28 protein-coding genes and 1 tRNA gene are annotated in these 21,370 nt (G+C 65.4%); 12 read left to right on the top strand and 17 right to left on the bottom strand.

The window, feature by feature from the left end; translation table 11 throughout:
• Positions 1–72: 72 nt before the first annotated feature.
• From C447_RS08505 to C447_RS08455, 12 genes are all read right to left on the bottom strand, one after another.
• Complete coding sequence (locus tag C447_RS08505) at positions 73–1,137, bottom strand: methionine synthase (RefSeq protein WP_007692911.1); 1,065 nt, start codon at positions 1,135–1,137, stop codon at positions 73–75.
• The gene (locus C447_RS08500) at positions 1,134–2,138 is read right to left on the bottom strand and encodes a 5-methyltetrahydropteroyltriglutamate--homocysteine methyltransferase (protein ID WP_007692909.1); all 1,005 of its coding nucleotides are present in this window, start codon (positions 2,136–2,138) and stop codon (positions 1,134–1,136) included. Before C447_RS08500 ends, C447_RS08505 begins: the two co-directional genes overlap by 4 nt.
• Positions 2,139–2,199: 61 nt before the next feature.
• The gene (locus C447_RS08495) at positions 2,200–2,769 is read right to left on the bottom strand and encodes a HemK2/MTQ2 family protein methyltransferase (protein WP_007692908.1); all 570 of its coding nucleotides are present in this window, start codon (positions 2,767–2,769) and stop codon (positions 2,200–2,202) included.
• A complete protein-coding gene (locus tag C447_RS08490) occupies positions 2,769–3,908 on the bottom strand; it encodes a mechanosensitive ion channel family protein (RefSeq protein WP_007692906.1) in 1,140 nt (379 codons plus the stop codon). Before C447_RS08490 ends, C447_RS08495 begins: the two co-directional genes overlap by 1 nt.
• Positions 3,909–3,995: 87 nt before the next feature.
• A complete protein-coding gene (locus C447_RS18155; RefSeq protein ID WP_007692905.1) occupies positions 3,996–4,148 on the bottom strand; it encodes a hypothetical protein in 153 nt (50 codons plus the stop codon).
• A gap of 151 nt (positions 4,149–4,299) precedes the next feature.
• Positions 4,300–5,154: a 16S ribosomal RNA methyltransferase A gene (locus tag C447_RS08485; RefSeq protein WP_007692903.1), complete on the bottom strand. Its 855-nt coding sequence runs from the start codon at positions 5,152–5,154 to the stop codon at positions 4,300–4,302.
• A 47-nt stretch (positions 5,155–5,201) separates the two neighbouring features.
• Positions 5,202–5,783 carry a DUF655 domain-containing protein gene (locus tag C447_RS08480; protein ID WP_007692901.1) on the bottom strand — a complete coding sequence of 194 codons (582 nt, stop codon included), beginning with the start codon at positions 5,781–5,783 and terminating at the stop codon, positions 5,202–5,204.
• Between the two features lie 42 nt (positions 5,784–5,825).
• Complete coding sequence (locus C447_RS08475; protein ID WP_007692899.1) at positions 5,826–6,182, bottom strand: RNA polymerase Rpb4 family protein; 357 nt, start codon at positions 6,180–6,182, stop codon at positions 5,826–5,828.
• On the bottom strand, positions 6,179–6,469 hold the full coding sequence (locus C447_RS08470) for a 50S ribosomal protein L21e (RefSeq protein ID WP_007692897.1): 291 nt from the start codon (positions 6,467–6,469) through the stop codon (positions 6,179–6,181). Before C447_RS08470 ends, C447_RS08475 begins: the two co-directional genes overlap by 4 nt.
• Positions 6,470–6,521: 52 nt before the next feature.
• The gene (locus tag C447_RS08465; RefSeq protein ID WP_007692896.1) at positions 6,522–6,788 is read right to left on the bottom strand and encodes an elongation factor 1-beta; all 267 of its coding nucleotides are present in this window, start codon (positions 6,786–6,788) and stop codon (positions 6,522–6,524) included.
• Position 6,789: 1 nt separating this feature from the next.
• Positions 6,790–6,975, bottom strand: coding sequence for an HVO_2753 family zinc finger protein (locus C447_RS08460; RefSeq protein ID WP_007692894.1), 186 nt, complete (start codon positions 6,973–6,975; stop codon positions 6,790–6,792).
• A 115-nt stretch (positions 6,976–7,090) separates the two neighbouring features.
• The gene (locus tag C447_RS08455) at positions 7,091–7,786 is read right to left on the bottom strand and encodes a ferritin-like domain-containing protein (protein WP_007692892.1); all 696 of its coding nucleotides are present in this window, start codon (positions 7,784–7,786) and stop codon (positions 7,091–7,093) included.
• 154 nt (positions 7,787–7,940) lie between these two features.
• Between C447_RS08455 and C447_RS08450 the strand changes: the two genes are divergently transcribed.
• From C447_RS08450 to artA, 4 genes are all read left to right on the top strand, one after another.
• Complete coding sequence (locus C447_RS08450; RefSeq protein WP_007692890.1) at positions 7,941–8,774, top strand: NOP5/NOP56 family protein; 834 nt, start codon at positions 7,941–7,943, stop codon at positions 8,772–8,774.
• Positions 8,771–9,400, top strand: coding sequence for a fibrillarin-like rRNA/tRNA 2'-O-methyltransferase (locus tag C447_RS08445; RefSeq protein WP_007692889.1), 630 nt, complete (start codon positions 8,771–8,773; stop codon positions 9,398–9,400). The genes C447_RS08450 and C447_RS08445 overlap by 4 nt, the downstream gene beginning before the upstream one ends.
• Positions 9,401–9,596: 196 nt before the next feature.
• Positions 9,597–11,411 carry a DUF7282 domain-containing protein gene (locus tag C447_RS08440; protein WP_237713337.1) on the top strand — a complete coding sequence of 605 codons (1,815 nt, stop codon included), beginning with the start codon at positions 9,597–9,599 and terminating at the stop codon, positions 11,409–11,411.
• Positions 11,412–11,498: 87 nt separating this feature from the next.
• Positions 11,499–12,425 (top strand): archaeosortase A, encoded by a 927-nt coding sequence (artA, locus tag C447_RS08435; protein WP_007692884.1) that lies wholly within the window; start codon positions 11,499–11,501, stop codon positions 12,423–12,425.
• A gap of 56 nt (positions 12,426–12,481) precedes the next feature.
• Here artA and C447_RS08430 read toward each other — a convergent pair whose 3' ends face one another.
• The 4 genes from C447_RS08430 to dph5 all read right to left on the bottom strand — a co-directional run bounded on the left by C447_RS08430 (position 12,482) and on the right by dph5 (position 15,262).
• Positions 12,482–12,760: a hypothetical protein gene (locus C447_RS08430; protein ID WP_007692881.1), complete on the bottom strand. Its 279-nt coding sequence runs from the start codon at positions 12,758–12,760 to the stop codon at positions 12,482–12,484.
• Between the two features lie 418 nt (positions 12,761–13,178).
• Positions 13,179–13,355 (bottom strand): hypothetical protein, encoded by a 177-nt coding sequence (locus C447_RS17925; protein WP_153300673.1) that lies wholly within the window; start codon positions 13,353–13,355, stop codon positions 13,179–13,181.
• 131 nt (positions 13,356–13,486) lie between these two features.
• Complete coding sequence (locus tag C447_RS08420) at positions 13,487–14,395, bottom strand: AEC family transporter (protein ID WP_007692877.1); 909 nt, start codon at positions 14,393–14,395, stop codon at positions 13,487–13,489.
• 96 nt (positions 14,396–14,491) lie between these two features.
• Positions 14,492–15,262, bottom strand: coding sequence for a diphthine synthase (gene dph5 / locus C447_RS08415; protein WP_007692875.1), 771 nt, complete (start codon positions 15,260–15,262; stop codon positions 14,492–14,494).
• Between the two features lie 265 nt (positions 15,263–15,527).
• On the opposite strand from dph5, the gene C447_RS08410 reads away from it, so the two are divergent.
• From C447_RS08410 to C447_RS18770, 8 genes are all read left to right on the top strand, one after another.
• Complete coding sequence (locus tag C447_RS08410) at positions 15,528–16,994, top strand: flippase (protein ID WP_007692874.1); 1,467 nt, start codon at positions 15,528–15,530, stop codon at positions 16,992–16,994.
• A 253-nt stretch (positions 16,995–17,247) separates the two neighbouring features.
• Complete coding sequence (locus C447_RS08405; RefSeq protein ID WP_237713336.1) at positions 17,248–17,553, top strand: hypothetical protein; 306 nt, start codon at positions 17,248–17,250, stop codon at positions 17,551–17,553.
• Positions 17,554–17,715: 162 nt separating this feature from the next.
• On the top strand, positions 17,716–17,853 hold the full coding sequence (locus C447_RS18150) for a hypothetical protein (protein WP_007692869.1): 138 nt from the start codon (positions 17,716–17,718) through the stop codon (positions 17,851–17,853).
• 85 nt (positions 17,854–17,938) lie between these two features.
• Complete coding sequence (locus tag C447_RS08400; protein WP_010612105.1) at positions 17,939–18,217, top strand: hypothetical protein; 279 nt, start codon at positions 17,939–17,941, stop codon at positions 18,215–18,217.
• Positions 18,214–18,699 (top strand): hypothetical protein, encoded by a 486-nt coding sequence (locus C447_RS08395; RefSeq protein WP_007692865.1) that lies wholly within the window; start codon positions 18,214–18,216, stop codon positions 18,697–18,699. Before C447_RS08400 ends, C447_RS08395 begins: the two co-directional genes overlap by 4 nt.
• A 124-nt stretch (positions 18,700–18,823) precedes the next feature.
• Complete coding sequence (locus C447_RS08390) at positions 18,824–19,801, top strand: class I SAM-dependent methyltransferase (protein ID WP_007692863.1); 978 nt, start codon at positions 18,824–18,826, stop codon at positions 19,799–19,801.
• A gap of 66 nt (positions 19,802–19,867) precedes the next feature.
• Positions 19,868–19,942: transfer RNA gene (locus tag C447_RS08385), tRNA-Thr, on the top strand.
• Between the two features lie 41 nt (positions 19,943–19,983).
• The gene (locus tag C447_RS18770) at positions 19,984–20,112 is read left to right on the top strand and encodes a hypothetical protein (RefSeq protein ID WP_272942145.1); all 129 of its coding nucleotides are present in this window, start codon (positions 19,984–19,986) and stop codon (positions 20,110–20,112) included.
• A gap of 200 nt (positions 20,113–20,312) precedes the next feature.
• Here C447_RS18770 and C447_RS17170 read toward each other — a convergent pair whose 3' ends face one another.
• Positions 20,313–21,344 carry a polysaccharide pyruvyl transferase family protein gene (locus C447_RS17170; RefSeq protein WP_080505376.1) on the bottom strand — a complete coding sequence of 344 codons (1,032 nt, stop codon included), beginning with the start codon at positions 21,342–21,344 and terminating at the stop codon, positions 20,313–20,315.
• Positions 21,345–21,370: the final 26 nt, after the last annotated feature.

The raw sequence follows: 21,370 nt of genomic DNA, 5'->3' as shown, positions 1-21,370 counted from the left end.
ATCTCACGGCAAAACGGTCGTGTCACCTATAGCCGGATCGTTCATCCGGTCGGTGGAACGTCGATGGGACGGTCAGTCGTCGGCGGTCGCCGAGGCACCGACCTCGACGTCACCCGAATCGAGTTCGCGTTCGACCTCGCGAGCGGCCGCCACCATGTTCGCGGTCTTGCCGTAGGCTACCTCGCGCGGCAGGAGCTTCAGCCCGCAGTCGGGGCTGACGGTGAGCCGTTCGGGTGGGACGACCTCCAGGCCCTTCTTGATGTTCTCCTTGATCTCGGGGACGGATTCGACCGCCGCGACGTGGGCGTCGGTCACGCCGAGCGCGAGGTCGACCGTGAACTCGGGGTCCGTGAAGACGTCGAGCTGTTCGTAGTCGCCGTTGGCGAGCTCGACGTCGAACTCGTCGATCGGGAAGTCGAGGATCTCGGGGTAGATCCGGGAGTAATCCCCGTAGCAGACGTGGAGACCGATCCGGACGTCCTCGGGGAGGTCGGCGACGATCCGATCGAGCGCCTCGCCGACGATGGCGTGGTCGTCGGGCGTGGTGGCGAGCGCGGGCTCGTCGATCTGGATGTAGCGTGCGCCGTGCTCGACCAGTTTCTGGATCTCCTCGTTCACGAGGTCCGCGAGCGCGAGCGCGAGGTCGCGGTCGTCGTCGTAGGCCTCGTTGAAGCTCCAGCTCGCGAGGGTGTAAGGTCCCGTTATCGGGACCTTGACGGGACGTTCGGCCGCCTCGTTCGTGAACTCGAACTCCGAGACCAGCCACGGCTCGTCGTAGGCGACCGCGTCCGTCACCGAGGGTTTGTCGAAGTAGTTGTGGCCCCAGACCTTCACGGGGCCGTTGAACTCGTAGCCCTCGATCCGCTCGGCGAAGAACTCCACCATCTCGTTTCTTCGCATCTCGCCGTCGACCACCACGTCGAGGCCCGCGCGCTCGTGCTCGTCGGTGATGATCCGGGCGGCGTCGTCGGCGGCCTCGGCCCAGTTGTCGTCGTCGAACCCACCTTCCGGGGTCTCGTGCTGTTCGCGCACCCGGTCGAGCCACTTGGGTTTGGGGTAGCTCCCCACCACGGTGGTGAGGATGAAGTGCTCGTTCGGGTGGCCGTCGGGTCGGAACTGCTCGCGGTTCTCGCTCATGCGTCGGCCTCCGCGAGCGCCGCCCCTTCGGCAAGCGCCTCGAACTTCGCCGTGGTCCGGTTGACGGGGAGATAGAACAGCTCGGTGTTGGTGGTGAGGTAGGTCGTCTCGAACTCCGAGGCAGGGATCTGCGAGTCGACCCACGCGACCCGTTCGGCCACCTTCTCGGGGTCCTCGACCAGCGTGTTCTGGCCGTCGACGAGACCGAGCGAGATATCGTCCTTCGTGCCGTACTCGTTGATGTTGTAGAGGTTGTCCTCGTGGTTCGTCACGAAGTCGTAGCCGACCGCGTCGACGTCGGCATCGAGGACGTGGGCGTGGACCTTCTCGGTCAGCGCCCCCCAGTAGGTCTGGACCACCACGTCGGCGCTGGTCGCGTCGGCCACCGAATCGAGCGCTTCGCTCGCGCGCTCGGCGAGGTCGTCGTCCGGTGGGGCGGTCACCAGCGAGGGTTCGAGCACGAACACCGTCTCGACGTCGGGGAACGCCCGGACCTCGCCCGCGAGGAAGTTCGCGATGGCGTCGAGGAAGGCCGCCTCGTCCCCGTAAAACTCGTCGGTCGCGAGGTCGGCGAGGGAGTACGGACCGGGGACCACCGCCTGAACGCTCTCCGGAGCGTTCTCCATTGCAACGAACGCGTCGAGGTCGTCGGCGAGGTCGCCGTCGAAGGTGAGTTCGCCCGAGACCACCGGCTCCCTGTAGAAGTTGTTGTTGTCGTAGTAGCGCACGATGCCGCGCGTCTCGACCGCGTCGTGGACACAGAGCGGGTGGGCGAGCATGTCGTCCCACCGGAGCTGACCCTCCCCTATCCTGTGGAGCCCGGCGGTGGTCTGCCAGTCGGCGACCGCCGCGCGCGCCTCGGCGTAGACGTCGGTTATCTCCGCGCCCTCGTCGCCGTCGACGAGGTCCTCCTTCTGGTGGCCCTTCAGGCTCCCCAGTCGGTCCTTCGCCCAGTCCGGCAGCGGGAGGACGCCCGGTGTCGTCGCAACGAGTTCCGTCATTGCCGACCCGACGTGATGCGGGTCTTTAATATTTTCTACTCCGAGTTATGCCCAGAGGTTATCACACGGGATCGAGTCGGAGTATCAGGAGCTTCTCGAAGGGGAAGGAGTCCTCGGCGACGGCGCTCGCCTCGAACCCCGCGGCCGCCGCGCGCTCGCGAACCACGTCGATGTCGGAGAGGCTGCTCACGAGGAGGAGGACGTGGCCGGACGGTGCGAGCACCCGCCCGACGTCGGCGAGGAACGGTTCGATCACGGCCCGACCCGTCTCGCCGCCCGAAAGGGCGACCCCCATCCAGTCGTCGGCCTCGTCGTCGGGGTCGGTCGGGAGGTACGGCGGGTTGAACGTCACGAGGTCGAACGAGTCGGGGGCGAACGGCGCGGTGAGGTCGCCACGGACGGTCTCGATGCCGTGGTCGCGGGCCTCCCGACAGGCGTGGGGGTTCGGGTCCACACCGATGGCCCGGGCTCCGGTCTCGGCCACCTCGTGGGCGACGTAGCCCGATCCGGTGCCGACATCGAGTACTCGATCGGTCGAGGACGCCGCCTCGCGCGCGGCGGTCGCGAGGAGATCCGAATCCTCGGCCGGCTGGTAGACCCGGTCGCGGTCGCGGCGGGCGTCGAGCCCCATCACTCGCCCCCGTCGGTGGCCGCATCCGACCTCGGAACCCCCTCCGAGGCCATCTCGTCGACCTCGAAGGTGGCCTCCTCGCGCGCGCTGAGGGTGCGCTGCGGGTAGGGGATCGAGATCCCCTCCCGGTCGAAGGCGGTCTTCACCCCGGTGATGACGGCGGTCTTGGCCTTCCACTCCCGTTGGGCGCTCGGGTTGCCGATCCACCACCGGAGTTCGAGGACGATCCCCGACTCCGCGAACCGTTTCGAGATGACGCGCGGGGCGGGCATCTCCCGAACCGCCTCGACGTCCGTCATCGCCTCCTGGGCGACCTCCATCGCGCGGTCGAGGTCGGTCTCGTAGTCGACGCCGACTTCGAGGTCGAGTCGGAGGCGGTCGTTCTCCGAGCGATTCACCAGCGGGTTCGAGGTGATCTCGTCGTTCGGGATCAGGACGTGCTCGTCGTCGAACGTCCGGAGTTTGGTGTTGACGATCGTGACGTCACGAACCACACCTTCGTGGTCTGCGGTTTGGATCCAGTCGCCGACGTGGAACGGCCGCGAGAACAGCAGGACGAACCCCGCGGTGATCGCGCCGATCGTCTCACGGCCCGCAAGCCCCACGATCGCTCCGAGGACGCCCGCGCTGAGGAAGAGGTTCCCGAGGCTGATGCCCCAGATCGCGAGCGAGACGAACCCAACGACCACGAACACCCCGACGTCGGCGACGTGGTAGGCCATCTCGCTTTGATGGTCGGTGATCGCGCCGTGTTCCTCCGAAAGGCGATCGATCGAGCGATTCAGCAGTCGAACGAAGAGATAGGCGACGATGATCGCCGTGACGGTGAACAGGGCCCGGACCGCTGTCAGTCGGTTTATCGACAACGTGTTGATGACGATGTCGAGCGCCCACGTGATGTTCCAGACCACCGTGACCCAGACGACGGTGAGTATCAGCCAGACCGCGACGATGCCCGCCTGGAACGCCTCGGTGAGCCGGGAGCTATAGCGGTTCTTGAACGGTCGCCCAGCGCGGTCGACGAGGTAGACCACGACCCCGAGCAGTAGCAACGCCCCGAAAGTTCCGAGCACGCGCGACCCCGTCGACGAGAGATACGTCGTCTGGAGCCATCGCACGAATCCGGTCGCGAGGATCACCCGCGACCACCGCCGGACCCCACAGTCGATGGCGTCACCGTCGAAGGCGATCGGCGGACAGGGGGTGAATCCGCTCGTCCCGACCCGTCAGAGACGGTCGAACTCGGCACCGCCACACTTCGGACAGATCCGTTTTTGCTCGTCGAACTCCGTGAGACAGTCGACACACCGGTACCGCATCGTCCCATCGTCGGTGGACGTCGGGGAGAGGCTCTCCCGGATGTCCTTGATGATCGCCATGTAGGTCGGTACGTCCTCGGGGTCTTTCGGGCCGTTGCTTGTAACTGCCAGGTTCGCGCGTTTGAGACGGTCTTCACACCTGAGTCGGACGATAGCGTTCGGGTGGGGTGGCCGGAACGCGGACGGCGCGGGCGGCGCGGACCGCGGGCCGTCACACCGCGAGCCCTCCGTCCTCGATCGCGAGGGTCGTGAGCGCGGCGAACTCCTGGGGCCGGAGTTCGCCCGCGCGGCTCGCGAGCAGGTCCTCGTCCGCGGCCGCGACGACGGCCGCCGCATCGGCGATGCCGGTGATGTGGGTCGTGTTGCGGATCGCGTTGCGCATCGTCTTCCGGCGCTGGGTGAACACGCCGCGGACGAACGCGAAGAAGGCGTCCTCGGGGACGTCGTAGTCGGGGTCGCGCGGCGTGGTCCGTACCACCGCGCTCTCGACGGCGGGCGGTGGCGAGAACGCCTCCCGTGGGACCCGCTCGACGATCTCGGCGTCGGCGTAGTGGCCCGCCGTCACCGACAGCCGGCCGTACTCCGAACTCCCGGGATCGGCGACCATCCGCTCGGCGAACTCCGCTTGCACCATCACCACGAGCGGGCGCTCTCGCGGCAGGAGTCGGAACAACAGCTCGCTCGAACTCCCGTAGGGGAGGTTCGAGACCGAGGCGGAGAACTCGGGGAGGTCGACGTCGAGCGCGTCGCCGGCGACCACGTCGAGCCGTCCGGCATCGACCGCCCCCGCGAACTCCTCGCGGAGGAACTCCACGAGGCGGACGTCCCGCTCGACCGCCGTCACGCGCTCGGCGTCAGCGAGCAGTCGGTCGGTCAGCCCGCCGGTGCCCGCCCCGACCTCGAGGACGTGGCTCGTGTCGAACGCCGTCGCGTACTCGGGGAGCCGGTCGAGCACCCGGTCGTCGACGAGGAAGTGCTGGTCCTGGTTTCGGTCGCCACGAACACCCGCCCGCGCCAGCAACGCGTCGGGATCGCGCCGGGCTCGCGAACCCTCGGGTTCGGTCATTGATGTGGCTAGTCACCCATTGGGTGTAAAACCTCCCGCTCTCGGCGTCACTCCTCGGTCGGCTCGCGCCCCACGAAGATCCGGTACTTCAGGTCCTCGTCCCGGAGCTCTTCGAGGATCCGCTCGACGAGGATCTCCTTCGGGCGGTGGAGGCCCGCGACGCGCTCTTCGAGGTCCGCGAAGCTCTCGAACGGCGTCCGCTTTCGCTCGTCGAGGATCGAGTTTCGAAGCTTCTTGCCGATCCCCGGGAGGAGATTGAGCTGGTGGAGCCGGAGGCTGATCGGCTGGGCGTCGTTGTAGAAGTCGACGAACCGCCTCTCATCGCGGTCGATGAGGTCCTCGACGGCGTACTCGAGCTCCGAGCGCGCGGCGCTCGATACGTCCTCGAAGGTGACCGACCGGAACCGCTCGACGCCCTCGTCGTCGGGGCGAACCCGGTCGCTGAAACCGATATCCGTCTCGTCGGCGAGCGTGAGTTCGACGAGCGAGAAGTCGGCCTCCCCGAGACAGTAGGCGAGCGGGGATTTCCGATTGGGCGGTCGGTCGTCGTCGGCGCGGCCATTCGGCAGGAGGTCGAGCACGACGACACGGCGGTCGTCCGTATCGCTGCTCTGCTCGGCGTCGCTCATAGCGGTCCCGTACGCCGAGGACGCACTTAAATTCGCGCCGGCTCAGGCGTACCGAGCGACGACGTCGAGCACCTCGTCGAGCTCGTCGCCCGAGAGGGAGTAGCGCTCCTGGGCGAACACCGCCCGGAGCTCGTCGCGGTTGGCGGGTTTGAGGTTCGCGATCTTGTACGCTGTGGGCTCGTCGATCTTCTCGAACCCGTCGAGTTCGTCGACGAACTCCTGGGACTCCTCGACCGTGAGCTCCGAGAACCGGTTGACGTGCTCGATCGCTCGGTGGAGCTCGTAGCGCAGCTCCCGGTCGGGGTCGGCGGCGCGTTCGGCCTCGATGTCGGCGAGGAGCTCCTTGGTCTCGGCGAGCGTGAGGTACTCCTCGTCGAGTTTCCGCTTGAAGATCGTCATTCCTGTCGGCGGAGGTGGGCGGGGATCGCGATCAGGGTCTTGTCCTTGCCGCCGTCGTTGATCCGGACCCGGTAGGCCCGGCCCTGCCGACCGAGCACCTCGCCGGTGTGGCCGTTGAATCGGGGGTGGAATCGGCCGTCGGGGACGCTGGGGTCGAGGCGAAGGTGGACGTGTTCGCCCTCGTCGAAGTCCTCGATGGCGCGCTGGGGCGGCGAGGTGCCGCGCTCGCGCGGGTCGTTCGAGAGTTTATTCCGGGTCTTCTTGAGGGGTCCCTTGGAGTTGGGCATGGTAGAACCGGGTTATGCGTCGGCGGCCATAAAACGTGCGTTCTCCCGTCGCTCAGATCCGGCCGACGTTCTCGACCGCGACGCTCTCGACGCGGTCGAGGGCGGCGAAGGCCTCCTCGACGGACTCCGTCCCGCCCGCGTCGTCGGGGACGATGACGGTGGGGAGCAGCGCGACCAGCCCGAAGGCGACGTCGTCGCGCTCGAACCCGTTGATCTTCGCGCCCTCCGGCAGGCTCTCTTCGAGCTCGCCCTGGAGTTCGTCGAGGTCGACGTCGGGGCTCTCGGGCATCACTTTGAGCTTCGCGGCGACTTTCCCCATTTTACGGCCCCGTGAAGCCACACCGCGGGCATTCGTAGAGGGTGCTCTGCTTGCGGCAGTTTGCGTCGCGGTAGATCTGGTGGCCACAGTCGGGACACGGGAACTTCGCGGCGTTGGTCCCGGAGATGTTGATCCCACACGAGACACAGGTCCGCGCGGGCGTACCGTCGGCATCGCTCTGACTCATACCGGGACGTGTGTACCCGCGGGTTAAATCCTGTCGAAACCGCGCGGACCGATTCGGCGACGGCGGCAGCGCTGCTCGCCGGAGTGACGACCAAAAAATCGGTGGGTGAGCAGTTCTACGAGTCGATGAGCGGCGTGACGATGCCGAGCACCTGGTCCTTGTTTCGGGCCGGGTTGAACGCGTTCGGCGCGGCACGCTGGAGGTTGAGGACGTTGAAGAACGTCGAGTGGTTGGCCTCCACGCTGTGGATCGAGAGCGCGGCCGCGAGCACGTCTTGGTTCTCGATGTACGGTGCGGCACCCGCGTAGGCCGAGACACCGACCGCTTCGATGCGGTCCGAGAGGGCGACGAACTCCTCCATCGAGTCGTAGGGGAAGGTGTACTCCGCGGCCTCGACGGGCGTGCCGCCGAGGTCGGAGATGGTCTGGCTCAGCGCGTCGACGTGCTGGGCCTCGTGGTCCGCGACGTCCTCGATCTGCTGATAGAGCGAGTAGCGGAGGGTGGGTCGAGCGAAGTACTGAGCCACCGCCGAGCCCTCGACGTCGCTCTCGGAGTGTTCGTCGAGGAACTCCGCGTAGTAGGTCGCTTCGAGGTGTTCGAGCGTCAGCGCGTAGTTCAGGATGTCGACGTCGCTGGATTCGTGGAAGGCGCTCGCGGTCCCGGCCCCCACGGCCGAGAGCGCGACGGCACCGGCACCGACCTTCGCGGCGTCGCCCATGAACTTCCGGCGCGAACCCAGCTTCTCGGTCATCGTCTCGAAGAAATCGAGCGGTCCGTCGGACTCCTCGCGTACGGTGTTTTCGTCTGTCATTTGGGTCACGTGCGTCGCCGCACGGATTATGATCCGGCAGATCAGTACATGTAAGTATGCCACAAACACACCCAAATTCGCCCTGATTTGGCGCGGTCGAAGCCCCGTCGCGGGAACCGGACGGCTTTTGCGCGCGAGTTCGAAAGGCCACCCCATGACAGAGGGATGGTTCGCGGGGCTCGCGTCCGACGACCCGGCGGCCCGCGACCGCATCCGGGAGGGGAGCGCGGACGCCCCGGCCGACTGGCCCGCGCTGGCGGTCGAGGCCGGCTTCGCCGCCGACGCGGACGAGTACTACGCGGCGCTCCACGACGCGGCGACCGAGGCGGCCCGGACGGCTGCGACCGAACGCGAGCGCGCCGACGACCGCCAGGTTATCCACGCCGTCCGTGCGATGGACGACACCGAACGGACGGCGAACGAACTCGCGGAACGCGTCGCCGAGTGGGCGGGAAGCCGCTCGAACGACGCGGGAACCGGTATCGAGTTCTGTCGCGAACTGGCTCGGGAACCAGCCGACGACCCCGCGGACGAGCGGGTTCGCTCGCTCGCGGGTCGCGCGGTCGCGCTCGACGACGAACGCGCCGCGCTCGAAACGTTCCTCGAACGGGTCCTCCCGACGGTCGCCCCGAACCTCGCGGCGCTCGCCGGGCCGACGCTCGCGGCCCGCCTCCTCTCGCTCGCCGGCGGGCTGAAATCGCTGGCGAGGACGTCGAGCAGCACCGTCCAGCTCCTCGGCGCGGAGGAGGCGCTGTTCGCCCACCTTCGCGGAACCGCTCCCTCCCCGAAACACGGCGTGATCTACGTCCACGAGGCCGTCCGCGGCACGCGCCCCGAGAAACGAGGGTCGGCGGCGCGCGCCCTCGCCGGGAAGCTCACGATCGCCGCCCGGATCGACCACTACGCCGGCGACCGCCGGCCCGAACTCGACGACGACCTGGCCGACCGGATCGCCCAGATCCGCAGCGGCACGGAGCGCGAGCGATGACCCTGCCATCGGGGGTCGCCTACCGCGAGTTCGACGGCGAGGAGCGCCTCGCGACCCGTGGCGAACCGGTCTACGGCGAACCGACCGCCGAGGGCTGGCGCGCGTGGGACGCCCGGCGCTCGAAGCTCGGCGCGATGTACGAACGCGGGATGGATCCCGGACTCCAGGACGGCGACCGGGTGCTCTACCTCGGCGCGGCGAACGGCACCACCGCGAGCCACGTCGCCGACGTCGCGCGGGTGGTCTACGCGGTCGAGTTCGCCGCCCGCCCGATGCGCGACCTCGTCGACGTGGCCGCGACGCGCGACTCCCTGGTCCCGTTCCTGAAGGACGCGCGAAAGCCCGCGAGCTACGGTCACGTCGTCGAGGCCGACCTCGACGTGGTAGTTCAGGACGTGGCGACCCGGGGACAGGCACGCGTCGCGTGTGCGAACCGGCGGTTCCTCGCCGACGATGGTCGGCTGGCCGCGGTGATCAAGGCCCGAAGCGAGGACACCGTCCGCGACCCCGAGGCCGTCTTCGAGGACGCGCTCGACGACCTCCGGACGGAGTATCGGGTCCTCGAAACGAAACGGCTCGACCCGTTCCACGCCGACCACCTCGCCGTGGTCGCCGAGCCGCGCTGACCCCGCCGACGTCCCGTTGTTTTCGGTGGGCGGGGGGAGCCACCACAAAGCACTTATCAAATGGGTAGTTCCTTCGAGGCAGACGTCGACGAATGATGCCACGACTGCCCCCCGATCGCCAGTCCACGGACCAGCAGCCGCTGCAGCCGGGAACGACGCGTCGCGGAACCGCCGACGGTCACCGTGCGGACCGACCGTGACCAGCCCACGACGCCGCCGCCGAGCCGGCGTGGCGCTCGTCGCGCTCGTCGTTCTCGCGACGGTCGCCGGCGTGATGGCCCTCCCGGCGACCGCACAGGACGCCGGCGACGCGAACGGAACCGCGAGCTTCAACCGCTCGACCGTCACCGAGCACCGCGGCGACATCGCCGCGATCCCGGTGACCCTCTCGGGGACGACGAGCGCGACCGTCACGGTCGGGAGCGGGGCGGTCAACTACGCGACCAACGTCACGGTCAACGACACCGACGCCGACGGGCAGGTCACGCTGCGCATGAACACCTACCTCGCGGGAGCCGGCGAGAACGAGAGTGAGGTCTACCGCGCCGGCAACGACACCGTCACCGAGACGAACCGCACGACGGAGCCGCTCGACACACCGCTCGAAGCCAGCACGTACAACCTCTCGGTCGCGGTCGACGGTCGCGAGACCGACACCGCCTCGCTCGAACTCATGGGTCGGACGGACGGCGACCTCGTGACGTGGACCGCGCCGGCGGCGAGCTTCGACAACATCACCACCGCCCGCGACGTGGCCACCGCGGTCAACGCCGGGCGGATCACGACGACCGACTCGGTCGCGAACGGCGACGTCGCGGTGAACCAGTTCCGCGTCTCCGGGGTCTACGGTGCGCTCGCGGCCTCGAACTTCTCGACGCTCGTCGAGACCGGCACGCTGGACCTCTCGATGGTGCAGACCAACCCCGAGACCAACCGACCGCCAAAACGCCTCGACTTGGAACGGAGCCTCGAAAACGACTCGATACGGGTGATCCCCGACGGCGGGAACGACGTGCTCTACGTCAACGTCAACACCACCACGGCGGTCTTCGAGAACGGGAGTCTCGCCGCCGGCGACGAGTTCGAAACCGCGCTCACGCTCAACGGCAGCGAGGGCTTCGCGGGCGACGACCGAACGGTCTCGGCGAACGTCACCATGGTCGGGGCCGAGCTCGGGCTGGGGGCGCTCTCGCTCTCGGCCGACACCAATCAGACGGTCCGGGGAACGACGAGCGTCGCCCCCGGCAGCGAGGTGACGGTCCGCCTCCAGCGCAACGCCTCCGACTCGTTCGTCAAGACCAACACCACGCGGGTGAGGCCCAACGGGAGCTTCGCCGCGACGTTCAACCTCTCGCAGGTCGCGGCCGGAACGCCGGTGATGGTCGAGGCCACCGGGCCGCTCAACACCAGCGACAGCACGAGCGCGGTCGTCCGGGCGAGCCAGTCGACCGACACCGCCGGCGGAACCGCCTCGGTGTCGCTCGCCGACCAGACCACCGGCGGCGAGACGATCCGCCTCGACAGCGTGACGCTGCCCGCCGGCGGGTTCGTCGTCGTCAACGCCTCGAACGGCTCCGCCGAACGGGCCGTCGGGGTGTCGAGCTACCTCGAAAACGGCACCAGCCGGAACGTGACCGTCCAGCTCGACCAGCCGCTCGACGACGATGCCCGGGTGCGCGCGGTGGTCCACGCCGACTCGAACGAGAACCAGGTCTACGACTTCGCGAGCGCGAACGGGACCCAGGACCGGCCGTACACCGTCGACGGAACCCCGGTAGCGGCGAGCGCGCGGGCGACCGTCGTGGAGACGACCCAGCGCACGAGCACGGGTGCGAACGCCTCGACCGCCCCGAACGCGACGGGAACGCTCGTGACCACGGCGGCCGGGGCTGACACGCAGGGGACGACGATGGGAGCCGAGACGACTGACGAGACTGGACCCGGTCTCGGCCCCGTGGTCGCCGTTCTCGCGGTGCTGGTCGCGGGCCTGGCCGCGTGGCGCGTGCGCTGAGACGGGTCGGAGCCGGGAGCCGTCACGGCCGTCGCGTGGCGGCGAAAACGACAACACCTATTGCCCGCATCGACCTACCGCCGGTGAATGATCGACGCGGTGCTCTCGGCGCTCGCGTGGGTGGGTCGGTTCTCCGACGCGCTCGCGTGGCTGTCGGTTCTGACCTTCGTCGCCGGCGCGCTCCTCGCGTGGCGCGACAGCCGGTTCGCGCGGCCCGTCACGGTCGCGGGGTGGGTGGTCTTCGCCGCGTTCTGGTTCTCGGTGTTCCATCACTTCGCGTTCGTCCAGAAGAGCATCATCGAGGGCGTCGGAACGCTGGTCGCGGTGCCCGCGAGCCTCTACGCCGGGCTGTTGCTCGCCCGCGGCCGTGACTCGCTGTTCGTGCTCTCGCGGGCGGTCGCCGCGATGGGGGTCGTCTTCTTCCCGTTCGAGTCGATCCCGGTCCTGACGGAGTTCCTGATCGAGACCGTCACCGCCCAGACCGCCTTCCTGATGGGGCTCCTCGGAGCCGACCCCACGGTGGTTCCGGGCACGATGGTCCCGAGCGGCGGCCACCCCGACTACCACAGCACCTTCTGGTTCGTCACCGACGGCCACACCATCACCTACACCATCCTGATCGCGTGCACTGGAATCGGGAGCATGGCGATCTTCGCGGGGTTGATCGCGGCGGCCGACGCCCCGCTCTCGCGCAAGCTCCGCGCGCTCGCGGTCTCGATACCCGTGATCTACGGTCTGAACCTCGTCCGGAACGTCTTCATCGGGCTGGGGTTCGGCCTCCAGAAGTTCGACGTCTTCCCGAACCTCGTGATGACGGTCTTCGGCACCGACGACCCCTACAAGGTCTCGTACTTCGTCGCGGACCGCGTGCTCGCCCAGAGCCTCTCGGTACTCGCGCTGGTCGCCATCACCTGGATCGTGGTCCGGGAACTCCCCGAGGTGATGGTGGTGATAGAGGACGTGCTCTTCATGGCTACCGGCACCGAGTACGACCTCCGCGGGCAGTTCGGCTGACCCGCGGTAGTCGCGATCGACCGGCAGCGGGCGGAGCGCCGGGTGTCACACGTCCCTCACCGACCCTCCCGATACCGCAGGATTGCCGTGACCGTGCGCACGGTCGCGTAGGGCAGCACGACCGGCAGGGTCAGCAGGCACGCGAACGCGGCGAGCAGCACGGCCACGTCGGGAGCGGTGAGCGCGAGCGCCACCACCCAGATTAGGCCGGTCGTGACGACCACAACCGCCAGCGTCCTCGTGGGAAGCTCGGCTGCCGTGGCTCGCCGGGCAGCGCCCGTGCGCCGGTCGGTCGTCGCGTTCGATTCGAGCGTCGAGTCGTCGGTTCGTTGCATGGATTCTCCGTCGGTTGCGTCGCTCGTGCAACCCCGCTCGACCCGCACGCGCCCCTCGGACGGCACAGCGACGCCTCTTACCGGGCCGCTGTGCCGTCGAAATCGGCGACGAGTCGCCGTCGGCTCGTGGTCGCGTGCTGGCTGGGGACCGAGCCCCTCCCCGACATCGAGGCAGGGACCGATCCGTAGGATCTAGCGGGGCGGTGCGTTCGTCCCGCCGTCGGGGAATCGTCTCCGTCGAGGGCGGGACCGATCCGTCATCGGACAGTCGGCCCGAACGGCCGCTCGGCTCCGGCTCGGGACCCGATCACGACAGGAAACAGGCGAGAACGCCACAGTCCTCCCCGAACCCGTTCGAGGCTTCGCTCGCCGGTGGGTGGCGAGAGAAACCGGATGCGTGGGTCCGAAACCGGGTGGCCTACGCGGTCCGGGTGGGGACGAACTGCGCGAGGTGGACCGCGACCGAGTCAGCCCGCATTCCACCGCGTCCCGTCACCGAGGAGCCGTGATTATGGCCGCCCTGGTGGGTATCCGAGGGCGTGCCGGACGTGAGCATGCCATCGCTGACATACCGTTCGTGTGGAATGCGGGTCATCGTCGGTCGGTGTCACCTCGTGCCCGGCGCAGCGCCGGGCGGATGACGTAATCACACGAATTCGGGTGTCAGTAATAAAACTACTGTGAGGCTCGCTACCGCGGTGCGTGTTCGTCGGGGTGGCCGACTCGCTACCCGAGCACCGTGAGGAAGACGAACAGCGACCCCATCGAGACCAGCGTGGTGAGGAAGACGTTGAGCGAGGCGAACGCCTCGTCGCCGCCGAGCTCGTTTGCGAAGACGAACGTCGAGACCGCCGTGGGGGTCGCGAACATCACGACGCCCGCGGTGAACGTCGCGGTGTCGGCGTGGAGGGTCGAGAAGACCGCCCACGCGAGCGTCGGCATCACGAGGATCTTGAGGCCGACGACCCCGGCGACCGCGCCGTAGTCCACCGCCGGGAGGTCGATCTCGAGCGACGAGCCGACACACAGCAGCGCCAGCGGGAGCGCGAACTGGCCGACGAGGTCGAGTCCGCCGGCGACCGCTCCGGGGACCGGGATCCCAAGCGAGCCCACGCCGAGCCCCGCGACCAGCGCGATCAGTACTGGGGTGGTGAGGATCCGACGGAGTTCGTTTCGAAGGGTGGTGTCGGCCCCGTTGATCGTCGAGAGCACGAACACCGTGAGCGGGATCTGCACCAGCGAGACCATCCCGAGGATCGCGCTCGCGATGGCGGTGACGTGGTCGTCGAACGTCGCGGCGACCAGCGGCACGCCGAGATAGCCCAGGTTCGAGTGATAGGACTGCACCGTCGCGACGCTCCGCCTGGCGCTCGCGTCGTGGCGACGGTGGACGACGAACGCGACCACCGCGGTCCCGAAGAAGACGACGAACACCCCGACCACCAGCACGGGCGAGAGGATCTCGCTCACCGACCGGGAGTACGTCGAGACGAAGATCAGCGCCGGGAGCGCGACGTAGTAGGCGGCGTCGTTGAGCCAGTCGGCGCGCCGGTCGTCGAGCACGCCGCCCGTCCGGAGGCCCGCTCCCACCACCAACAGCGCGAGCAGCGACGCCAACCGGAGGAGGACGCTCATACTACCACCGGGACCGCTCGGCAAATTTGAAGGTTCGGGTTCGCCTCACGGTCTGTACCGGTCGATACTGGACTATCCTTCCGTTCGGACCGACCGCTACGAGCCGTCGGCGAAGAGCCGGTCGGGCGCGTTCGCGAGCGCCGACAGCGCCTCACGTTCGAGGTCGTGGAGGGCCCCCGGAACCACGAGGAGGTGAAGCGGGTCGCCGAACTCGCGCTCGGCGAGTTGGTCGAGCGTGTCGGCGGCGACGCACGGCTCCGGACTCCCGGCCCGCGCGACGACCACTCCGATGGCATCGTCGAGGGCGGGCGCGAGGCGGTCGGCGGCGGCGTTCGCGGTCAGGTAGCGGTCCTCCGCGGCCTTGATGTCGAGATAACAGAGGGTGTGGAGCCCACGGTCGCGGTTTTCCTCGATCGTGTCGACGACGCTGCCGGGGACCGGGCGGTCGCCGTAGGCGAACGGGACGGTGGTGGCTTTGCCGAAGCGGTAGTTCTGGAGGCCCGTGAGCGAGCTCGCGGCGGTCTGAGCGGTGGTGCCGTGGACGATCCGGGTATCGATACCGCGGTCGTGAGCCCGGAGCCGGAGGTCGACGTGCGTGGTCGAGACCATGGGATCGCCGACGACGAGGAAGGCGACGTCCTCGGTTTCGGCCGCGTCGAGGACCGCCGCCGGGTCACGCTCGACGCCGGCACGGTCCCGGGCTTCGATCTCGACGTCGTGGTAGGCTTCGAGGTCGGCGACGCTGGCCCCGCCGAGGGTCGAGGTGTAGCGCTCGACGAACGCCCGGTCCGCACCGCGAACGGCGTCGCGGCCCTCGATGGTTATCGAGCGCTCGTCGTAGAGCCCGAGGCCGACGAAGGTGAGCATGCGCCGACTCGGGAGGCGGCCGGATTAAGGGACCCGGTTACGCGAACGTCCACCGGGTTTGCTCCATGCGGCCCACATCCGAACTTCGCCGTCTCTATCGACCGTTGCCAGCAACCGCCTGTGTTGGAGGCAGAATCGTCATTGTGCAAAGGCCGAACCACGGGAAATTAGTGTATCGGAAGGAGAGACCGAAGTACGAAGGTGCGACGATTTGTCCGATTCAACCACTACTGACCTCTCGAATCTCGCTTCGAGTGCGAGTTTGATGCTTGTCGGAGGGATGCTGGGGTCCTCCTCGAAGCTCGTCGAACGGTTCGTCATCACGCGGGTTCTCGAACCGGGAGCCTACGGGGAGGTCGTACTCGGCCTTTCAGTTCTAGCTCTGAGCACGACACTGACTGCGCTGGGGCTGAATCAGGGCATCGCCCGATACATGTCTCGATTCGACGAGGAGAGGGACGTCCGCGGGCTGTGGCTCACCGGATTGGTTCTCGGGGTATCGGCTTCGCTGCTACTCACCGCGTTTCTTCTGACCAACGGCCGGACGGTCGTGGCTCTCGTCTTCGATTCACCGGACTCACGGTCACTGCTCAACCTGTTCGTGCTGGCTATCCCGTTCAATGTAGCCTTCTACATGGCGATCGGTGGGATCAGGGGCTTCGAGAACACCATCTACCGGACCTACAGCCAGGACCTCTTCTACAATGGTTTCAGGTTCGTCCTCCTCGTCGGATTGCTGCTCGCTGGCTTCGGGGTGATGGCTGTCGGCTACGCCTATCTGGCTGCTGCGGCCGCAACAGTCGTCGTCGCCCACCTCTTTCTGAATCGGCTTATTTCGCTTCGGGGAGCGATCACGGTACGTCCGCGCCAGCTTCTCACGTTCTCCCTGCCGTTGGTTCTCGCCGCGATGGTATCGAGGGTCCTCGGTGAGGTCGACACGCTGATGCTGGGATTCTTTACGAATTCCGCTGTCGTCGGGCTCTACGACCCGGCCTATCAGTTGGCCTCCGGCCTGCCCGTCATCCTCAGCTCGTTTGGATTCCTCTACTTCCCGCTCACCTCCCGGCTGGACTCAGAGGAAAGCCACGACGAGATAAACTCGATATACAAGGTCACGACGAAATGGCTCTTCATCGCCGGCTTCCCGCTCTATTTGCTGTTCGTTGCGTTTCCCCACGACCTCATGTTCGTGTTGTTCAGTAGCGATTTCGTCGGTGGCAGCGATGCCCTCTGGTTGGTAGCAACGGGCTTCTTCATCAGTGCCGCAGTCGGCCGGGCCCAAGACACGCTCGCCGCGCTCGGCTATACGAGGATCATCCTCGGAATAAACACGGCCGCTGTAGCAGTCGATATCGTTCTGAACGCTCTCTTGATCCCCCGGTTCGGCCTGATGGGCGCTGCAACGGCGACGGCCGTTTCGTTCGTGACACTCAATGTTTCCGCATTCGGGTTCCTCTGGTATACGTACGGGATCACGCCGTTTTCGCGCTGGTCGGTGAGAACCTACGTCCTGCTACCCGGAGTCCTCATTCCCGTGATGATATATATCTCACAACGAGTCACGCTTACAGCCGCCTCGCTTCCGATATTCGTCGTCGTGTCCATCGTTTCGACGATAGCAGTCGCGGCGCTTTCCGGTTGCCTCCAGACCGAGGACGAGATCCCGCTCGAGATCATCGAGGACAAACTTCCGATACACATACCGCTTGTTCGACGATTTATACCGTCGTGAATTCCCGGCGAGACTCGCTTCTTATAGCGTGCGCGATGAGCGAGATACCCTCCGCTTATCCGATCATCCTGTCGATACCATCATGGTCAGTACTGTGAAGAGTCCCGGTACGTGCTGAAGCAAGTCCATCGTGGTCGCTAACGCTTCCGAGATCCTCGAAAGCTGCTTCGAGAAGCAACTCGATCACTCAGCGACAGCTGTACGGTTGGTGAGCGAATCGGAGTCATTTAGCGGGTGCCAGCGGAGTAGCAGTATGGTCACGAAACACGACATCCGAAACGGGATCCGTGGGGGCGTCGGGCGATTCAAACGCGAGGTGACAGCATCGTTCACGAAAGAGGAACTCGGAGCGCTGTGTGCGGCACTGGAGATCACGGGGACTACTGACCCGGTCGCATCGACGGCGACGATGCGTCAGCAGATCCGCGTTACCGTTGGGCTTGCCGATAGCCAGGAGGACGCGTCCGACGACGTATTTTCGAAGCGTGAACTGGAATCGATTGCTGCGGCAATTGGGGTTGAGCCCGTCAGTGGTGACGAACCGGACCCACTGTTTTGACCTCAGTGGGGATGGGCAGTCGGTCGAGGTGCGTGTCATGGCGACGTGACTTTCGCGTGTCTTCGAGAGCAGATGGAGAACGGGATGGGTGGTCGGCCTCCGTTCCTCCGAATTCGCAGGTGCCACTAAGTAGTCTGAGCTATTACTAAACTACCATCAGCCATGGCCAATATCAACATCGACCTCGATACCGACCAGTTCGAGGATTTGAGGGCGACGAAGCGGCGCTACGGCCTCACCTGGAAGGGGATGCTCATTCAGGCACAGCGCTCGCTCGAAACGGAGGAGTCCACCGCATGACCTGCTACACCGGGAGGCCATGATGTCGAGTGATACCGACTCCGAAGCGGGATCGGAATCACAGGACGGAGCAGCGAGCGACCGGATGACGTGGGTCGACGCGATGGAGGAGGTGTTCGGGTCGGCCGTCGACCGCCAAGCCGAGATCGAGATGGAGCTCGACGACATGGACGTGAAGGTCCCGGTTCAGTTGGGCGAGGATCCCAGCTACGCCGACTGGAAGTTGAACGGGACGGTGAAATTCCGCTTCGATGGGGTCAGCGGCCCGCTGGCCGAGTGGCTTCGATACTACGCGCGGGGGGAAGTACCCCTAATTCCTGGACAACAAGATGAAGGGGGCGAAGACACCGATAGCTCAGAATGACTACGTTCGAGTACCAGCGAGGGACTGTCGCGATCGACAGCCAAGAAGTGAAAATCGAAGGTAGTGCTTTGGACGCGCTGAAGATCTGGTTCCGAGACCGGAAATTCACGGCACTGTTTTTGACACTCGCCATGATTTTCGTCGTCGTTATGGGAATCCTTGATGTTGAGCCGTCCAGGTTGCTCCTTGTTGCATTTGCAGCCGGGGTCAGCGTTCAGATAGGCGAATTTGTATTGAAATATGTGGGGGTGATAAGGCACGAGTCGGTGATACCGAGGGAGTCGATCGAAGAAGTGTCGTACACCCGGATGGGACGACTCAGACCGTCGAAACTGGCGATCCACTACAGCGGTGACGGCAACGAAACGCACACCCGTAAATTGCAACTGGCAAATCCCCTCATGAGCCCGGATGACCGGGTTGAACACGCAGTCGAAGCCTGCCGAGAGCATGATATGAGTATTGCCGAGCGATCGGGCTGATACTCAGCATCGACCGCAGGACGGATCTTTCTACCGCTTGACCCCGTTCGATTTGTTCCAAATATTTCACTCTGAAATATTCGAAGCGCCACGCTTAGGCCCGCCCGCGGTCGAGTTTCGCCGTATGGAGGTACCGTGTGTCCGGGTCGCGCGCGAGGCGGGCGAGGAGACCCGCGAACGCCTCGACGACCGCGGACTCCTCGACCACGACCACGAGATCACCGTCGCCGACGACCGGATCTACCTCCCGGTGACGGACCCGAGCGCGGTCGCGGACGAGTACGCGGTCGTCACCCACGACGTGCCCACCCGCGAGACACAGGTCACGCCCGCCGACCTGCTTGGCTTCGAACCGAGCTATGAACGCCTCGGCGAGATCGTCCTACTCCACGAGGACGACGGCGATCGGGCGGCGCGGGTCGCGACCGCGGTGATGGACTCCTCCCTCCCGGTCGCGACGGTCGCGAACCGCGGCTCGAAGGTCACCGGCGAGTTCCGGACCCGCGACTGGGAGGTGCTCGCCGGCGACGGAACGACGACCGTCCACCGCGAGTACGGCTGTTCGTTCGCGCTCGACATCGCCGAGGTCTACTTCTCGCCGCGCCTCGCCACCGAGCGCCACCGCGTGACCCAGCAGGTCGCCGCCGACGAGCGGGTCGTCGACATGTTCGCCGGCGTGGGCCCGTTCGCGATCCCCGCCGCGAAACGCGGCGCGGACGTCGTCGGGGTCGACCTGAACCCCGTCGCGATCGAGTATCTCCGGGAGAACGCCCGGCGAAACGACGTCGCAGAGCGCGTGACGGCCATCGAGGGGGACGTACGCGAGGTCACCAGTGACTACACGGATCGTGCCGACCGGATCGTGATGAACCTCCCTCACTCCGCCGACGCGTTCCTCGACACCGCCGTTTCGCTCGCGAGCGACGATTGCGTTGTCCACTACTACGACATCCAGCACGAGGACGACCCGTTCGGGCCGGGCGAGCGCGCCATCCGCGAGGCCGCCGAGGGCTACGAGGTCGCCGTCGAAACCCGACGGACGGTCCGGTCGTACGCCCCCCACGAACAGAACGTCTGTCTCGATGTCCGACTTCGGGCGTGAGTCGGGGGAGGGATCGTCGGTCGGATTCGCAACGATTATAGCCGTGGTGAGTCCAGTTGGAAACGCGCCGGTGTAGCTCAGACTGGCTAGAGCGAATCCTTCGTAAGGATTAGGCCGAGGGTTCAAATCCCCCCACCGGCTTCCTCCTTAGATTCAGAGCCCTCGGGCTCTTCATCCGTGATATGGCGAAAACTCCCGGGGAGCGGATCGACGTTCTCCGCGACCGGATTCATACCTCCGAGGAGATCACCGACGAGGACGCCGAAGCGCTCATCGCACCGTCATGGTGCCGGAGGAACCGTGGGATATAGTTATCATCGAGTATCACTGGATTACGAATCAGATCGCTAGCATCGAACAGCGGGGTAGTATATCTACCGGGATACCAGAAAGAAACTGAACGATCCTCCAATCGTTCGATAGCGCCGGTTCCAGCGAAAGCGGTTCCAAGAAGTGAGGGGCCATTCCCAATGGATTGGTGACACTTTTCGGGCCTGGGTCTTCTTTGTGCTCAGAACGAGCAGTAATCGCTAAGCAGTTCAAAATTTTCCATCGATGATTTTTTGAGTTCTAGAATATTATCTGGGTATTCGAATTCGGCCGGGATGTGTTTGTGTGGCAGATACGATGAAACATCAACCCGCTCTGCAAGCTCGGAGACCTTTGGTTCGTATGCGATCGGCAACAGAGGTTTGTTGCATATTATCGCGAAAACGAGGGAGTGATATCGCATGCAAATCATCTTTTCAACGGCGCTAACGCGCCTCAAGGTCTTCTTGTCTGAAAATTCATATGGGAGTATATCAATATCTAAGTTCTTACGAGCAAAGTTTTCGTCCCGCTTATGAAACGGTATGTAGATGGGATTTTTTACCTGATTGCAGAGCCTCTCGATGTTCTCGAGGTACTGCTCGCGTGCTTCTACCAAGTCAAGACTCGACTCGTAACCAAAATATTCAGTCATAATATTCTCATCTAGGTAATACCAATTTCTGAAATTGACGCCAGTCCTCTCTGTCGTCAATTCACCCGGATCTTCACGGATTAGGGTTGGGCAGGCAGTCACCTGAATTGGGCCTTCGTAATAGGGCTCTAGACGCCGTCGTGACCAGTCGTCACGTACAGTAATCAATCCAACATCAGAAAGACCGTCTCGAACTAATTCACGACCCCTACTCGTTTGGAAACCCGGCACACCAACACCGATGGCTGCGCCTCCTTCTGAGATGAAGTTGAGGCGCTTCGACAGGTGATTCGTCCCGTTCCAATCTTGCAAAACCCCACCACCACCGAGTATGTGATTTGGTGCATTACTTCCTTCAATATCCATACCGAAAGTTCGTGTACGCTGCCCCATTGCAGAGAGTTGTTTAGAAATTGTTCGCCCAATTGCTTGGTCTCCGATATTACCTGTCTGATAGCTCCCCTGTACTCCTATATCGTGCGGAAGATGTGATCGAAACTGATGATAGCGCTTCGTCATCTCGCTTTTGGCAACTGAAGGTTGCTGCAACCCAGTTACAAGTTGGCGAAGGGAGTACATCAACTATACTCGGATAGAATTCAGGA

This window comes from Halococcus hamelinensis 100A6, assembly GCF_000336675.1.
Taxonomy (GTDB): Archaea; Halobacteriota; Halobacteria; order Halobacteriales; family Halococcaceae; genus Halococcus; species Halococcus hamelinensis.
This window is presented reverse-complemented; position numbering and strand designations above follow the sequence as displayed.

Coding starts and splice junctions, on each gene's coding strand:
- C447_RS08505 (WP_007692911.1), bottom strand. CDS start 1,137: ATGAGCGAGAACCGCGAGCAGTTCCGACCCGACGGCCACCCGAACGAG.
- C447_RS08500 (WP_007692909.1), bottom strand. CDS start 2,138: ATGACGGAACTCGTTGCGACGACACCGGGCGTCCTCCCGCTGCCGGAC.
- C447_RS08495 (WP_007692908.1), bottom strand. CDS start 2,769: ATGGGGCTCGACGCCCGCCGCGACCGCGACCGGGTCTACCAGCCGGCC.
- C447_RS18155 (WP_007692905.1), bottom strand. CDS start 4,148: ATGGCGATCATCAAGGACATCCGGGAGAGCCTCTCCCCGACGTCCACC.
- C447_RS08485 (WP_007692903.1), bottom strand. CDS start 5,154: ATGACCGAACCCGAGGGTTCGCGAGCCCGGCGCGATCCCGACGCGTTG.
- C447_RS08480 (WP_007692901.1), bottom strand. CDS start 5,783: ATGAGCGACGCCGAGCAGAGCAGCGATACGGACGACCGCCGTGTCGTC.
- C447_RS08475 (WP_007692899.1), bottom strand. CDS start 6,182: ATGACGATCTTCAAGCGGAAACTCGACGAGGAGTACCTCACGCTCGCC.
- C447_RS08470 (WP_007692897.1), bottom strand. CDS start 6,469: ATGCCCAACTCCAAGGGACCCCTCAAGAAGACCCGGAATAAACTCTCG.
- C447_RS08465 (WP_007692896.1), bottom strand. CDS start 6,788: ATGGGGAAAGTCGCCGCGAAGCTCAAAGTGATGCCCGAGAGCCCCGAC.
- C447_RS08460 (WP_007692894.1), bottom strand. CDS start 6,975: ATGAGTCAGAGCGATGCCGACGGTACGCCCGCGCGGACCTGTGTCTCG.
- C447_RS08455 (WP_007692892.1), bottom strand. CDS start 7,786: ATGACAGACGAAAACACCGTACGCGAGGAGTCCGACGGACCGCTCGAT.
- C447_RS08450 (WP_007692890.1), top strand. CDS start 7,941: ATGACAGAGGGATGGTTCGCGGGGCTCGCGTCCGACGACCCGGCGGCC.
- C447_RS08445 (WP_007692889.1), top strand. CDS start 8,771: ATGACCCTGCCATCGGGGGTCGCCTACCGCGAGTTCGACGGCGAGGAG.
- artA (WP_007692884.1), top strand. CDS start 11,499: ATGATCGACGCGGTGCTCTCGGCGCTCGCGTGGGTGGGTCGGTTCTCC.
- C447_RS08430 (WP_007692881.1), bottom strand. CDS start 12,760: ATGCAACGAACCGACGACTCGACGCTCGAATCGAACGCGACGACCGAC.
- C447_RS17925 (WP_153300673.1), bottom strand. CDS start 13,355: ATGACCCGCATTCCACACGAACGGTATGTCAGCGATGGCATGCTCACG.
- C447_RS08420 (WP_007692877.1), bottom strand. CDS start 14,395: ATGAGCGTCCTCCTCCGGTTGGCGTCGCTGCTCGCGCTGTTGGTGGTG.
- dph5 (WP_007692875.1), bottom strand. CDS start 15,262: ATGCTCACCTTCGTCGGCCTCGGGCTCTACGACGAGCGCTCGATAACC.
- C447_RS08410 (WP_007692874.1), top strand. CDS start 15,528: ATGCTTGTCGGAGGGATGCTGGGGTCCTCCTCGAAGCTCGTCGAACGG.
- C447_RS08405 (WP_237713336.1), top strand. CDS start 17,248: ATGGTCACGAAACACGACATCCGAAACGGGATCCGTGGGGGCGTCGGG.
- C447_RS18150 (WP_007692869.1), top strand. CDS start 17,716: ATGGCCAATATCAACATCGACCTCGATACCGACCAGTTCGAGGATTTG.
- C447_RS08400 (WP_010612105.1), top strand. CDS start 17,939: ATGACGTGGGTCGACGCGATGGAGGAGGTGTTCGGGTCGGCCGTCGAC.
- C447_RS08395 (WP_007692865.1), top strand. CDS start 18,214: ATGACTACGTTCGAGTACCAGCGAGGGACTGTCGCGATCGACAGCCAA.
- C447_RS08390 (WP_007692863.1), top strand. CDS start 18,824: ATGGAGGTACCGTGTGTCCGGGTCGCGCGCGAGGCGGGCGAGGAGACC.
- C447_RS18770 (WP_272942145.1), top strand. CDS start 19,984: ATGGCGAAAACTCCCGGGGAGCGGATCGACGTTCTCCGCGACCGGATT.
- C447_RS17170 (WP_080505376.1), bottom strand. CDS start 21,344: ATGTACTCCCTTCGCCAACTTGTAACTGGGTTGCAGCAACCTTCAGTT.